Origin of the sequence: Endozoicomonas sp. ALC020, assembly GCF_049275935.1 — a bacterium.
In the GTDB taxonomy this organism is placed as follows: Bacteria; Pseudomonadota; Gammaproteobacteria; order Pseudomonadales; family Endozoicomonadaceae; genus Endozoicomonas_A.
In genome coordinates, this window is the sequence record NZ_CP184830.1 from 6,611,950 (window position 1) to 6,627,033 (window position 15,084).

Consider the following 15,084-nt stretch of genomic DNA (forward strand, 5'->3'; position numbering starts at 1 on the left):
GCCCCCTGTAAGCTGAACACAAGAGCCACACCAGAAATTATGCCAGAAAAGTTTCTCGATAGACGAACCCGGCTAAGGTCTAAACTGAGCAGGCTATTGCACTTATTGCTTGAATCCATCTGAGCTCTTTTAGCAAAAAAGGTATAGTCAATGAAGAATTATAATGTTTTTGCGTTGATAATCTTTGTGTTAGGGGTTTTGGCTGCAGTTAATGTTAGCCACAAATATGAAGGCAATCACGAATTGCTCGAGCCGACTTTTCATTATGGCTTTTGGTCGCTTCTTCCCGGATTAGTAACAATAGCCTTGTGCTTGATCACCAGAGAGCCATTAACAGCCTTATTGGGTGGCATCATTGTTGGTGCAATTATGCTCGGTCAATACGATTTGACTGACAAAGTGATTATTCCCAACCTGGCTAAAAAAGGCACTGCATCAATACTATTGCTGTATTTATGGCTTCTTGGCGGCCTCTTGGGGGTTTGGTCCAAAACGGGCGCTGCACAAGCATTTGCCACCTTTATGACCAAACACTTTGTAAAGGGTGAACGTTCCGCAAAAATAGTCGCCTGGCTACTGGGTGTTCTCTTTTTCCAGGGTGGGACAATAAGTACCGTACTGGTAGGTACTACTATACGTCCAATTGCTGATAAAGCGAAAGTCAGCCATGAAGAAATGAGTTACATTGTCGACTCAACGGCTTCTCCCATTGCTTCTGTACTGGCATTCAACGCGTGGCCTACTTACGTGCAGGCATTAATTTTTGTGCCCGGTGTATCATTTCTGGCAACGGAAGCGGATCGTTTAGCTTTTTTCTTTAGCAGTGTGCCTTTCAGCTTTTATAGTATTTTGGCCGTTACCGGAACACTTTTACTGTGTCTGAATATTACTTGTTTTTCCGGTTCCCTCATGAAAAAGGCACATAGAAGGGCTCTGGAAACCGGTCAGCTGGACGCTCCAGGTGCAACACCCCTCAGCACCACCGAACTACAAACACCGAAAGTCCCCGAAAATTACAGGCCGAATGTTCTGGAATTCATTATTCCTCTGGTCAGTCTGATTGCTATCGCTGTCTTAACGTTCATCTACCTGGGCACTCCAAAAGTTAACTGGGCCTTCGGAGTCGCTTTATTGCTCTCTGCTTCCATTGCCATCGCTAAAGGTATGTCATTAACCCATGTCGTTGAAGGTTTTGGTGATGGGTTAAAAGGTGTGGTGGTTGCTTCGGTCATCCTGATGCTTGCGGTGATCATTGGCAGTATCAGCAAGGAAGTTGGCGGAGGATCATATGTCGTGTCGCTACTCGGCGAGCAGCTTCCCTATTGGTTATTGCCGGTAATTTTACAGCTGATGACTATGATCATTGCCTTTTCAACGGGTACCAGCTGGGGAACCTATGCAATCACCTTCCCCCTTACCATGCCTCTTGCCTGGGCCATCGCGCAATCACAGTCATTAGCAAATCCAAAGCTGTTTATGATGGTATGTTTCGCCACAGTATTGAACGGAAGTGTGTTCGGAGATCAATGTTCACCTATATCTGACACAACCATATTAAGCTCGATGACCACTGGCTGTGACCTGATGGATCATGTTAAGTCTCAGATCATTCCGGCAATATTTGCTGCTTCACTAGCGGCTTGTTTATGGACAGCAACCGCCTATTTTTTTGCATAAGTCTTTTACAGTCAGCAAAGCAACCCTGCAGAGAGCTCATGCGTCGAAATCCGGCAGGTAAACGTTCATTCCAGGCGCTCATCAACCTAGCTGTCGAACTTGAGCGACCGTAGCGAGGATTGCGAGAAATTTTTAGACCAATTTATCGCAACCGCACGACTGCATGGATGCAGGAGCTAGAGAAACACAGGAGCAGTTACCGCGTAGGGCAGTCTATTCTCGGTCAGGCTCCTAGCAATTCAGGTGTGTTAGATGAGTTTAAGAAAGCTCTTTTTGGCATCAGTTTTTCTCATATCATTACCTGTATACGCATACCAGGTCTACAAAGTTACGTCTCCCTTATCTTATGAATCATGTTCTTGTGAGACGGCAACCATTTTTAAACTGGATGATCTGCATTTTATGGCACACAGGTGTGGTGGGAGGTATCTGAGCACACGGATTAAGATCGAAAGCTTCGATGTTGAAGCTCAAACGCTTCGAATTCGTATTGGTTCCGTTTGGTATAAAGTTGCAATTCTTGGACAGGAATCAAAATGACCGTAGTAATGTACGACTGTCTCCTTCCGACAATCCGGGTGTGTCAGATGAGTTTGAAGTTACAATTCCTGAAGATTGTTTAATGTGAGAGCCGTGAAGAAGGCACGAAATCAGTGGAGAACAGCGCCACAGTTGCTACATTATTGCGAGTAGCTTTTTATTTTCTGAACAAACCACGACTCCCTCCAGTTGAAAAACCTCGAGAGTCAGACATACCCATGGTGCTGGTAGCCTGCCTCTTCGGAGAAAAACTTTCGCTCGCGCTTCGTAACGGTGAAACCAGATGATGCCGGGAGCCTGAGACAAAAACAGCTTTGAACCGGTATTACCGCCTCCCCGGATCACTGAATGCTGCTGAAGCCCTAAGGGGCGGTATTTCACAGTAAGAGTGCCTACTTCTCATGTCTGAGTTAAAACCTGTAGAACCCGAAATCTGGAACGGATGGGTAGATTACGATGGCGACCCGCAGCAGACACAACGCTGGCACCAGAAGATTAAACCCTTCTCAGAACACTCAGGCTCCAGCGGCCTGGCATTGCTGGGGCTCGCCTGTGATGAAGGCGTCAGGCGCAATCATGGCAGGGTGGGTGCCGCCAATGGCCCGGACCTGATTCGAAAATGCCTCGCCAATCTCCCCTGGAACCGGGACGATGGACTTTATGAGCTGGGTAACGTCCACTGTCAGGATGGCGATCTGGAGGGTGCACAGAATCAATTCAGTCAAACACTGGTGAAAGCCCTCATGGAAGGCTTGCTGCCTGTTGGTCTGGGGGGGGGACACGAAATAGCCTGGGGAAGCTTTAAAGGTCTGGCAGACTTTCTGACCCAGGATCACAAGACCCCCAAAGGATTGAATATTGGCGTGATCAATTTTAATGCCCACTTTGATCTGAGAAAGCCAGAGAAAGGCGCCAGTTCCGGAACCCCCTTCTGGCAGATGGCTCAGTTCTGCGAGCATCAGAATCTCGATTTTCACTGTCTGTGTCTTGGTATCAGCCGCAGCAGTAACATTCAGGCGTTGTTCGAACGGGCCGATGCGCTCAATGTGGCTTACATCACCGATGATCAGATTCATCGGGATAACCTCGATTTTCTGATCGAAGAACTCACTTGTTTCACCTCTATGGTGGATCATGTTTATTTAACCATTGATCTGGATGCCTTTCCCTCTTACCAGGCTCCGGGGGTCAGTGCTCCGGCTGTAAGGGGCATTCCACTGGACCTGACAGCAACCCTTCTGCAGACCATCAAGGACTGCGCAAAAGTCAGGGTAATGGATATTGCTGAATACAACCCTGAATTTGATCAAGACCTGCGCACAGCCAGACTGGCTGCCTGGTTGATTAATCAACTCACCGATCAACCCAACGAATAAAAAGTATGCACCAGGGATCACAGCGACTATTACGCCTTAACAGCTTGGCAACATTGTGCGAGAATCAAGACTCCTAGACAAAGACTTTATGAGCGCATAATGGAGAAACCCCGTCGCATTTGGGTGACCACGTTACTTTTTTCGCTAACGTTTTTTGCCATGGTCACCCTTGTTCCCTGGTACGGTATTACCCATGGTTTTGAACTCCGTGAATGGATCGTTGCCGGCTTAATCCTGATGTTTAATGGCACTGCTATCACTGCTGGCTACCATCGCCTCTGGTCTCACAAGGCCTATGAAGCTCACTGGTCAGTGCGCCTCTGGTTTGCAATCTGGGGTGCCATGGCGATTCAGAACAGCATCATGAACTGGGCTTCTGGTCATCGCCGCCACCACGCCTTTGTCGACGATCACGACAAAGACCCCTACTCTGCAAGTCGTGGTTTCTGGTTCTCCCACATTGGCTGGATGCTTCGTGACTATGACCCAAAAGCCGGTGATTTTTCTAATATCAAGGACCTGCAAAGAGACCCCATTGTAGTCTGGCAGCATAAATACTATGTGCCACTGGTACTGTTGATGAACCTGTTTATACCAACACTGGCAGGATTGCTGATGGGCGATATTATTGCCATGCTTCTTCTGGGCGGGGTATTGAGACTGGTGCTGAGTCATCACTTCACTTTCTTTATCAACTCTCTGGCTCATATCTGGGGCAAGCGCCCTTACACCGATAAAAATACCGCCCGGGATAACGGCATCCTGGCTCTGGTGACCTGGGGTGAGGGTTATCACAACTACCACCATATTTTTCAGTATGATTACCGCAACGGCATACGCTGGTGGCATTTTGATCCCACCAAGTGGCTGATCTTCGGCTTCTCGAAAATCGGCCTGACTGGCAAACTGAAGCGGGTCAGTGATTATCGGATTGAAAAAGCCCGGATCGATATGCAGTACAAATATGCCAGCCAGAAACTGACATGCCAGATTGCCCTGCAAAAGCTGGAAGAACAGTATGAACTGGTGAGCAGCACCTGGCATGACTGGAACAAACTTCGTCAGAAGTGGGTTGAACACAAAGCCCGGGAGCTGAAACAGAACTGGGAAAGCTCAGAGCTTCATAAGCAATATGAAGAGATGAAATCGTCCATGCAGGAACAGCAAAAACGCTGGCAACTGGCTCGTGCAGGTCTGTTAACCTGATCATCAAAATATACCAGTGCCAACCAGGCGTTAGCTCGCGCCAGGTTTGTTGAAGCAAAGTGCCACAATCTTCGCCACAACCTTCGACAAGCCCGGTGCACTGACACCTCACCACTATCCGGGACACTTTCCAACCTCTCTTCAAAGCCCTTGCAGGCTTCGGTCCTCCATAAACCATTTCCATCCAGACTGCCAAAGGTGGCTAAGCTCCCGATAAGAAGCTACGGACGGAGAATTCCGTGAGTTTCGTTAAAGTATTTAAAAGTTTGCTAAAAAGTCACTTGAGTAACGAACCAAAAAATAAATTAAACATTTACAATCCTATTCGGTGAAAGACTGGTCTAATCTGGAGTGTTCATAAATATAAATTTTTGACCGTTCAAGGATACACGTGGCATTAGGTAGCAGAACCGAAGGGAAACTTTCTAAAGGCAAGCTAAAGGCCAGGCATCAATAAATAACGACTGAACTATCTGCGGTAAATTGACTAAATTATTTTCGGGATCCATGGCTATTCTGGGAAAGATCACGGTTTATGTGCTCTTCCTTAACCTGTTTCTGTCCCGTAATTATTGGAACAAATATACCAAATTCGTAGTTTTCCTTCTTTTCTCTTCGACGTTAGCTTCAGCTTCCTCGGGCAGCCTTCTGGAAAATGTCGAACAGGTCAAAAAGTATGAACATTATTTCAAAATGCTGGGAGATATTGCCCAGAGTTCGAGAGAGACCTCTACCACCCGTAATCAATATTGGCGGGTGCATATACTGCGCTCTCGTATTGATCGCACAGAATATATGCTCATCGACCCTGAACTGAGTTCTACTCCTGTGGGTAGCCCTTTGCTGGGATCACCCAAGTCTCCTGACGCTTTCGAACTTCATTCCTTGTCTGCAAGCAACCCATTTTTGGGTAGCAGCCAACACTTTATTTCCTGGCGCATTGACTACCAGAACCATACTCTGGTCAATGGCCCGCCATTTCAAAGAATGGGACTTTCTACCTTCAGGCAACTGAGTGCGAGCGGAAGTCCCATTACGTTTAATCTGGACGATGAGACTTTGCTCAGTGTCAGAATGAGGGTACAGAACCACAGAACCGGAGACCCCAGGCCCAAGCAGAGAACGTTTATTCTTGTGCCCTATGATGCAACTCACACTGCAGCCATGCTCAAGCCAGAACACAAACCCGACCAAACCTTTTTCTGTCACTACATCAACAGTCAAAACTCAACCTGTGAGGTCTGCGTAGAGTTTGAGACTCAGGAAGACGAAAAGAGCATCCATGACCTGAGGACAGCGAGCCACTTTTATGACCCGAGAAGCATTTTCAATAATCCTGTTGAGCAAGAATTATCAGGCGCTCCCTATACTTCCACACTCAGAGATGTTGACTATCAGAGGTTCCTTCAGGTCTTTGAACAAAATATCCATGCTGAATTCCTTAATGTCGAGGACGAAATGAGCGTAGACGTTTCATCAGCATACAAGTCTATAGGACATGCCGATGCCCGAGTGATTGGAAGAGGCCAGTTTTCTGTTGTTTTTACCCTCGATGTTCTGCCCGGCCTGGCTTTGCGACGTTTCCCCGGTTACACGAACAAGAGGGACGCTGACAATTTTCTGCTAACCCACGAAGCAGCACTGAAGCTTTACAAGGAATTGGGTGTCAACCTCGAGCCCACCCGGCTTCTGAGGATCAGAGCCAGAGAGGGTTTTACCATCTACATGATCCAGCGTCACCTGAAAAAAGATGAACTGGCCCAAAATTTCATCGAAGGTTTGCTGGACTTTGGCCCTGATGAAATTGCCATGTCAATCAAATCCCAGGGCAGCATTGGTGAAGTTCACGAGATGGGATACGCAGAAGCGGTTAGCCGCATTCTGCATGCTGTAATCGCCGCCATCTATAAAAACCTGGTTAAACTGGGCAACGAAGATTGTGCCCACAGAATCTGCTGCGATGCCAAACCCGATAACTTTGCCGTTGGCTTTTCATACCGTAAGGAGTGGAAAAGAAACAACCTATACCTTCGTGACGTGATCACTCAGGCTGATCTAACGGATTTTCATCCCTGCTCTCTGGTGTTATTTGATCAATTGCTTTTCGATGGCGGCCCTGAAGCTGCATTGCTCACCTACATCCTGGGCTACAACCCCTACCAGGGGTATCAAGAGAAGATTAAAAACTGGGCTGATGCCAAACAGCTGATTGTTAAATCGCTGGCAAACATTGCCTATCACGCCGGCGATATGGCGTATGAGATCATGCCAGAGCTGGTAGACCGAACGCGTGTGATGCTTCTGGATGAGTGGCAATCCAGCCCGGAACTCAGTCGACGTTATATGGACTACCTGCGTCAGGGCCCCGTTCCACAGTTTGATGCCGGTAAACTGCCATTGGACCGACTGTTCTTTGATCCCGATGAAATTACGGCTGAGAGTGTGATTCAGTATCGAAACAATAGCTCGAGAAATAATCTCAAGCTAAAGCTTCACCACTACCTTTTAAAACTGACCAGAGAGATGCGACCTGAACAGTTCAATCATCAGCTCTATCTACCCGTTGACTATCAACAGGACTGGTGGTTGCGTATCGTGGACAAAAAATACCGGGATGATTTTTCAAAAGCGCTGGAAAGTCGCTTCTCTGAACTGGAAGCCAATCAGACGAATGATAGTGAGCCCAGTAAGGTGGCCAGCGACTTTCTGAGAACACTGGTCAATTCGGTAGCGGCCGACCGCACATTGGTCGATGAAGCAAAATTAAGCCGACTTATCAACTGGCATATCATGGTCGGCAGGATACCCGAGCATGAGCAAGAACAAAGAAAAAAACATGAAGGCGAGTTAAAAAGAATCGAAAGAGACTACCTCATTCGAAGAGTCAACCACTTTTACTCAAGTCGACTCCAAAGCCTGCATAGGAATCAATGGCCAGGCTTGCCGGCTAATAAATTATTTGAATTACAAGCGGTTCGTGCCAATGAAATTTATGAAGACAGCCTGAAAGCTTTCAAAAAGGGATTCAGCAAACTACAACAACTTTTTTGGTCGCACCTGGTAAACCGTCACCAGCCACCCCTGTCAAAAGGCGAGCAGAAACAGCTTGATACCATCAAAAAAGATGAGTGGATACAACAGGTCAATCAGAAGTATTCAGAAAAAATACAAGCCACCCTGTACCGCGCACTAGGAGAGCAAGCTTTCGAAGATAAAATACCGCTATTGGCCAACGACTCCCTGCTTGAGGTACTCATCCGGGAAATTTTATCCGATCCCCGTATTCCTCTGTTTACTGATGAATGCGCTTCTGCCACAGAGCAGGAACGGGATTATATGGTCATCGATGAACCGGACAATGCGCCTGTAAAAAGAAGCAGTTCTCCTGTCAGCCAACAATCAAAACGGGTAGAGCTGACACAGCCGTCCCCGGCCAGTGAATTACTGACAACAGGAAACGGGGCCATTAGCCTTAGCCGAAAAGGCCTTGCCGAGCTGATGAAAAAATGGGGTGTTTACCCTATGGACGTCGTGCAGGCGGAAGCCACGACCTTTCCTGAGGCCTATAGCCGACTGAAATCCCAGAGCTGGGCCAAAGCGTTGAATAATCTTAATACTTCCTTTCCCATTTCTGCGGTTTACCCACTGCCGGAAACCGTCAGATTGCGTTTAAGACCCCGGGTTTATGAACGTCACTACCTGGCCAGAGAGCTCAGACTAATATCCAGCCATGACAAAGTGCAATTTCCAAGTTACACCCACAGGGACACGCTGATTCAAGCGATCAAGGAAGTCATGGAGCATAGAAATCAGAGTCGCGAGCCAAAACCTCTGGTGATTATTGACTTTTCCTCATCTATTGATGAAACGATATCCGGTGCCACCTATCACTCCGCACCTCCACCCTCACCGCCCAGAATCATCGTGATTCAGTCAAGCCCTAGTCCTCACGAGTCCGAAAAATTGAGTCAGGTTAAACAGGTGAGCATCCCCCTTGCACAATTAAACCAATGGATTGTTGAGAACAGAAATTACGACTATCTCCTCAGGATTTTAAGTGTTAGCGATGAAGATCGATGGTTCACCCTCAAACTGCCTGAATCCGTCAAAAGTAAAAGAGACAGAAGAAAAACTCTCACCGATAACCAGATGTTGCGGGATCAATTACCCCCCCCCCTGACTTCGCAGTCGTTCCACCCTTTTAAGCGAACCAAACCGGAAAACCTTCCCCTGACCCCCCATGAATACATAGAGCTGGAACAACGGGGAGTCACGGAATTATCACTGGCAGAACTGACCCGGCTCAGAGCCCGGCAGGCTGCATTACAGGCGAACCTGAATCAGCTGGAACAAGAGGCTGTCAATGCCCTGAAATCACAACGATGGCAAACTGTAAACGTAGCTCCAGACCACTTCTGCCTCTACAACAGCCTGGTTCACTTGTTGAATATGAGGCCTGAAACTGCCAGTAAGCTCATTGACCATATCATCGCCCTGCTGAGAAAACTGGTATTAACCCGACCTGATGGCATGAATTCTCAAATTATTGCCGGCCTGTTTCGAAACATTATCTTTCTGGCTTTAAAAAACAATGTAATCAGCCATCATCTTCTGTTCCAGCTGAGACACCTGCTCTTTAATGATACTCCCCTGCTCAAGAATACGCTCAAAGGATTCCTGAGCCATCTGCCCAGACACCTTCGTGAACATCTGCCTGCGAGCTACCAGGAGACCCTGGACACACTCGACACCATGGATAGCGATGAACTATGGTCCCTCTTGAATCAGCTGATCACCCATTCAGGTAACAATACCGCTCTTGATCTATTGTTAGCGGACCTGATTAACCAATTAGCGGTTTTTGCCGGTCAAACCCAACAAATACAACTGATTAATGACCTGGTTCAGCATCTGAGCAACCAATGGCATCAGGATGGCTCCAGGTTAACGCCTTATATTTTGTTTCTCGGACTGGGAGCCCAGGCCCTTGACGATCTCATGGACAACCCCACTCAGGCTGGCTTACAGATGCTTCAGGGTCTTACGCCTATTCAGCCGGGACAACATATGTGGGGGGATAACAATGTCGTAGAACACCTTCTGATGCCTTTGCTACGCGCAGCGAATACGCCGCTGAACGTCATGATTGTTACTCCTGCCGTTCACAACTTTCAAAACCCGCTGGGTGCCATGTTTATACCGGCAATGGCTGGCAACCCCGCCCTTGGGGCGATGCCGGTGCCCAGCCATGACTCCTCGCAGATCGCAGAATGGCTTGATGATCGGGGCACCATCACACTGTTCCATGGCAATCTGCAAGCGCCACTGATCGCAGACAATTTCATAAACGCTGGCAATCACTGGCAGCCTGTTGTGCGAACACCGCAACCGAAGACATTAGCTCCAGCGGTAAGCCTTAAAACGAAGGACTCCTCTTCTGAACAACAGCCTGTTATCTCTCTCATTGACATAAAAACCGAGCCTGAATCCCCGCCTCCCCTGTCCGCATTCGGGAGCGATTACTCTGACAATGATGGCATTGAGATCCCTGAAGATTACCTGCCCGGGGACTATGGAAGTCTGATGGCAACAAGGGCACCCAGTGTACTTGAAGGAATTTACTGGGTTCGCTGGCTGGTGATTATTATGACTCTGGTCGTACATAACGTCTCAGACGGTTGATGGAAACGAAACATTTAGCCGCCAACTTCATCTCCCTTGGCTATTCTGAACAGGTTGCTAAGATTTTGCTTGAGGCAGGGCGTGGTCAAACCCTCTATTCGAAAAAAAATCATTCTTTTCACCGTAGTGCCCGTCACACTCTTCTATAACCTGCTGAGTGCCTTGCACATCTATACCTCTTTCAAGGAGTCCTCCCATGAGATAGAGATACAGATGCGCAACAACATTGTGCACTTTGCCCGTACCCTCGATGCCTACACTCAGGAGATCATGTCCCAGGCTAAAGCCCAGATTCGTTTATTACAGACTGAAAGCTACCCGACCTACCCGTTGCTACACAGTATTCTCGCTTCCAGCCCCTTCCTGACCAGAGTCTGCTGGATTGACACTAAAAATATAGCGACTTCAGCGTGTATCAATAAACGCAAAAACAAGGCAGAACCCACCCAACTGCCCGCAATGCCGCCCACCGAACTGGGCAGCAACTGGCTGCAGCTGCTCAAACAGAATGACTACTGGAGCAAGCTCTATCGGGATGCCAAAACCGGCAAGAGACTGGTCAGTTTTATTGTCCCGAGCTCTCAAAAGGGCGATGGGCATCTGCTTAAACTGGATGTTGATATCAATCGTATGGTTCACGATGTCATCAATCCAAAGCTGTTTGAAGGACGCAATATCGGGATCAACCTCTGGAAATTCAATATGGTCGACCGCAGCGGTGACTACCTCTACAGCGACAGCATTCAGGCGAACCGCTTTGGCCATAAAAACCTGCGCCAGACCGGTGAAGTTTATGGTATCGAAGGGTTCGGCAACAAGATCGAGGAGTGGATTGATTCCGGGCGGGCCGAGACCTTCCGGGCCTGGCTGCCAAACCCTCAGTATCAAAAAGAATACTGGTTCTTCGGTGCCCCGGTGTCTTCTTCCCAGTGGTGGCTCTATACCTCAGTCAGTCGACAACATGCTCTCCAGGGAGTGCTCGACATAGCCTTGCTGGACATTGCTATTATGCTGATCTCCCTGCTCTTGATTCTGGGTGGCATCTGCTATGCCTCCAAAAAAATCACCAACCCCCTGATTACCCTGAAATCCTGCATGGATAACTTTATCGAGCATCATAAGCTTGTTGAACTGCCCGACACCCATTCCAGGGACGAAGCCGGCTCCCTGGCCCGTTCATTTGTAAAACTGACTCAGTGGCTTGATGCCAGGGACCTTGCCCTGCACCAGGCCAGAGCCAACAATATGGGGCATATCGTTCAGGGGTTGAAAGGACGCTACTTTTATTTCCAGCTCAACACTGACGGCAAAATTGTTCATATCAGTCGTTCGGTGAAATCGGTCCTGGGCTATCGCAGTGAAGAGTTTTCCGGCCCACTGGAGAACTTTTTGAGTCACGATCCGGGCAATTGCAACTACAAAGTCAATTTTGAGAAAGCACTGAGAGGAGAGCCGGTAGAAGCTTTTGAACTGGATATCCAGAATAAACAGGGACAGTCCCGAAGGATTGAACTGTTCTGGAACGCCATGACTTCCGGACAGCAAAGAGTGATTGAAGGACTGGCCAATGATGTCACTGAACGGGTTAGTGATACCCTTAAATTCAAGGCTTTGCTGGATTCTGCACCAGATGCCATGATCATCCTGAATCCGGATGGCATTATCGTCATGGTCAATACCAGAGCTGTCGAACTACTGGGCTTCCTTCGCGATGACCTTATCAATATGCCCCTTTCTCTGCTTGTTCCTCCTCAATCCCGGGAGAACCATCCTTTGATCAGCCCTCTGCTAGAAAGAGCCTGGAAGCGAACACAACTGTTTCGTCGGGAGACAGAAGCCGTTGACCGACGTGGGCGCACCTTTCCAGCAGAGTTAACCAGTAATCCACTGATTACCCGCGACGGTATTCTTATATACGTTGTCATCCGGGATATCACGGAAAGCAAACAGATTGAGCTGGCCCTGCTGAGAGCAAGGGACGAAGCGATTACCGCCAGTCGCTCAAAAAGCCTGTTCCTGTCGTGCATGAGTCATGAGTTACGAACACCATTGAATGGTGTCATTGGCTATGCGCAGGTGTTACAGCGGTCAGGAGGACTGAACCCCGGACAGCACCGGAAGCTGGCCATTCTTGAGCGGTGTGGCCAGCATCTGCTAACCCTGATTAACGACATTCTTGATCTTACTAAAATTGAGACTCAGGGTGTGGACCTGCACCCGGTATCAATTAACCTCAGACGGTTGCTGTTGGAAACCCGGGAGTTTTTTGTCCCAAGGGCAGAGTATAAAGATTTACAGTTAATATTGACCATTGATGAGCAGGTTCCGGAGTGGATAGAAGTTGATGATGTCAAGCTAAGGCAAATTTTGACCAACCTTCTGGGCAACGCCATTAAATATACCGAAGAAGGCTCCGTTGAAATCCGCATTGATTCGGTGGATGAACGACTCTGCTTTTCAGTGAAAGATACCGGCGTAGGCATTGATCCGGATAATTTTGAAATTATCTTTGACCCCTTCAGACAGTTGGATGAAAGCCTGAAGTCAGGAGGCACCGGATTGGGTCTGGCTATTAGTCGCCACCTGGTTAAAGCCATGGGAGATGACCTGACTGTTACCAGCCATGTCGGCCAGGGTAGCAGCTTCAGGTTTTCGATCCCGTTGAAAGAAGTTCCGGCGCTGGATACCGATAATGTTTTTTCTTCCGACCAGGTGGAACTGATACTGGCTGACAATCAGACCTACACCGCACTGATTGTTGATGATCTGGAAATAAACCGTGACCTGCTTAAAGTCATCATGGAAGAAGCCGGCTTCAAAACCCTGCAGGCCAGTGATGGACTGGAAGCTCTGGCTCGCCTGGAAATCCAGAAACCGGAGCTGGTTATGATGGACATCAGAATGCCCAAAATGGATGGAATGGAAGCACTCAAACATATCCGTCTGAATCCCGAGCTGAAAAACCTGAAAGTGATCGCTGTGACCGCCAGCGCAGGCTCTGACATCCAGACAAGACTCAAGCAGGCAGGATTTGACGGCGTGCTGGCCAAACCCTTCAAGGTGAATTACCTGCTACAAGTAGTGGCCAGCCTTTTGAATCTGGATATCAGGAAGTCTCGCGTAGCCGCCGATAAAGCAGAAGTTTCTGAACTGCCGCAACTGGATGAGACTCATAAAAAAGCATTGCTGAGAAAGGTCTCCCGGGTGCTTGAATTCGGTGATATACAAGAACTGACGTCCATAACGGATGAGTTCAAAGAAGCACATTTGCAGACCTATTGCCAGTACCTTCTGCAAATTGCCGAGGCCTGTGATGTGGACGAGCTGGAAAAGTTCTACGAGCAACTGCAGAGCCAGTCTTCAGAGAGCCCGGTCTGAAGGTGCAAATCACTACAACAGAGCTCAGTATTAACCTATACTGCGCCATTATTAATCCCATCGAGTAACCCATGAATTCAACTTCAATTATTCAGGAAATTCAGGCCAAACTGACTCTCACCCTGAAAGACATCTACACATTGGCACTCAATGCCGATGAACAGCTGGAGATTCTGCAAAAACAAGAGAAAGGCAACTTTTCTGCCATTTTTCAGAAGGACTCAGGCTTCAGTGCCTCCGCTAACCGTTTTCTGCCCTATCTGATCGAATTAAATGACGAAATTGAAAGTCTGCCCATTATGGAACCTGAAAACCAGAGAGCCACGATTGAGGGCATTATGAAGAAAATGAGAATGATGCACGAAGTACTGGCCAGATTTCATAGCATCAAAGACGAAACCCTGCACTGAGCAGAGGACGGGCTGCCGACACGCGGCTGGAGCGAATCCGTCGCAGATACCCCTTGCAAAATAAGGTCGACAGGTTAATATACGACTTCGTCAGCGGGGCACTTTCAGAAACCCCAAAGCGAAAGTCGGAGCGTAGCGCAGCCTGGTAGCGCACCACAATGGGGTTGTGGGGGTCGGAGGTTCGAATCCTCTCGCTCCGACCAGTTTTTCCGGACACTATTCCACGTTTGTTTGTGAGCTTGAACCATCAGAGCGATTTACTCTTTGACGAACTGTGTTATCAGGCACACATTCTTCATAGGATGGTGGAGGATTCTCTAAGTCTTCATCGATGTAGTCCCGCTGAGGTTGAAAAGCAACTACTGCATTTCGAATAGCTTCAGATTCTAATCGATCAAGTTCCTTAAAAAACTCTTTCCCGATCGAGTGACTTATCTGAGAGCCAGCTAACCACCCAGCTGCGGTTGCGACCGCAATCCCTAAATTACTACATGACATATATTTCGCAACAGAAAAACAGAAAGCGGAAACAGTCAATGGAGGGATTAACGCCATTCGTTGTTGTATATAAAACTTTCCATCATTGGAGTATTTATTATACTGATCAACATCCCAGAAAATATTTCTGATGGATAATTTTTTTACGGACCTCGTCAGGAATTGACCAACACTTGAACCCGTTTCTGGTTCTGCCTGTGTGCCTTGATCAGCAATTGGATGACCGGCTGCTTGATTATTTATATTCATCTCAAGGTACCTCCTTTTTCTAAACTATGAATCGTTCAAATTACTTTATCTTTAAAGAGAATCAGTTT

The 15,084-nt window shown here is 47.9% G+C and carries 7 protein-coding genes and 1 tRNA gene; 7 read left to right on the forward strand and 1 reads right to left on the reverse strand.

The genetic code is table 11. From position 1 onward, the window contains the following. The first annotated feature begins 150 nt into the window (after nt 1–150). The 7 genes from ACOJUO_RS24780 to ACOJUO_RS24810 all read left to right on the forward strand — a co-directional run bounded on the left by ACOJUO_RS24780 (nt 151) and on the right by ACOJUO_RS24810 (nt 14,472). Nucleotides 151–1,677 carry a Na+/H+ antiporter NhaC family protein gene (locus ACOJUO_RS24780; RefSeq protein WP_422134546.1) on the forward strand — a complete coding sequence of 509 codons (1,527 nt, stop codon included), beginning with the start codon at nt 151–153 and terminating at the stop codon, nt 1,675–1,677. Nucleotides 1,678–2,618: 941 nt separating this feature from the next. Further along, complete coding sequence (hutG, locus tag ACOJUO_RS24785; RefSeq protein WP_422134547.1) at nt 2,619–3,593, forward strand: formimidoylglutamase; 975 nt, start codon at nt 2,619–2,621, stop codon at nt 3,591–3,593. Between the two features lie 99 nt (nt 3,594–3,692). Then, complete coding sequence (locus ACOJUO_RS24790) at nt 3,693–4,799, forward strand: acyl-CoA desaturase (RefSeq protein WP_422134548.1); 1,107 nt, start codon at nt 3,693–3,695, stop codon at nt 4,797–4,799. Between the two features lie 483 nt (nt 4,800–5,282). Continuing rightward, entirely contained in the window at nt 5,283–10,481 is a 5,199-nt protein-coding gene (locus tag ACOJUO_RS24795) for a hypothetical protein (protein ID WP_422138493.1), read from the forward strand. An 81-nt stretch (nt 10,482–10,562) separates the two neighbouring features. After that, entirely contained in the window at nt 10,563–13,859 is a 3,297-nt protein-coding gene (locus ACOJUO_RS24800) for a PAS domain S-box protein (RefSeq protein ID WP_422134550.1), read from the forward strand. A gap of 71 nt (nt 13,860–13,930) precedes the next feature. Beyond that, the gene (locus ACOJUO_RS24805; protein ID WP_422134551.1) at nt 13,931–14,269 is read left to right on the forward strand and encodes a hypothetical protein; all 339 of its coding nucleotides are present in this window, start codon (nt 13,931–13,933) and stop codon (nt 14,267–14,269) included. Nucleotides 14,270–14,395: 126 nt separating this feature from the next. Continuing rightward, nucleotides 14,396–14,472: transfer RNA gene (locus ACOJUO_RS24810), tRNA-Pro, on the forward strand. A 13-nt stretch (nt 14,473–14,485) separates the two neighbouring features. Here the strand turns inward: ACOJUO_RS24810 and ACOJUO_RS24815 are convergent. Then, nucleotides 14,486–15,016 (reverse strand): hypothetical protein, encoded by a 531-nt coding sequence (locus tag ACOJUO_RS24815; RefSeq protein ID WP_422134552.1) that lies wholly within the window; start codon nt 15,014–15,016, stop codon nt 14,486–14,488. Between the last annotated feature and the right edge of the window lie 68 nt (nt 15,017–15,084).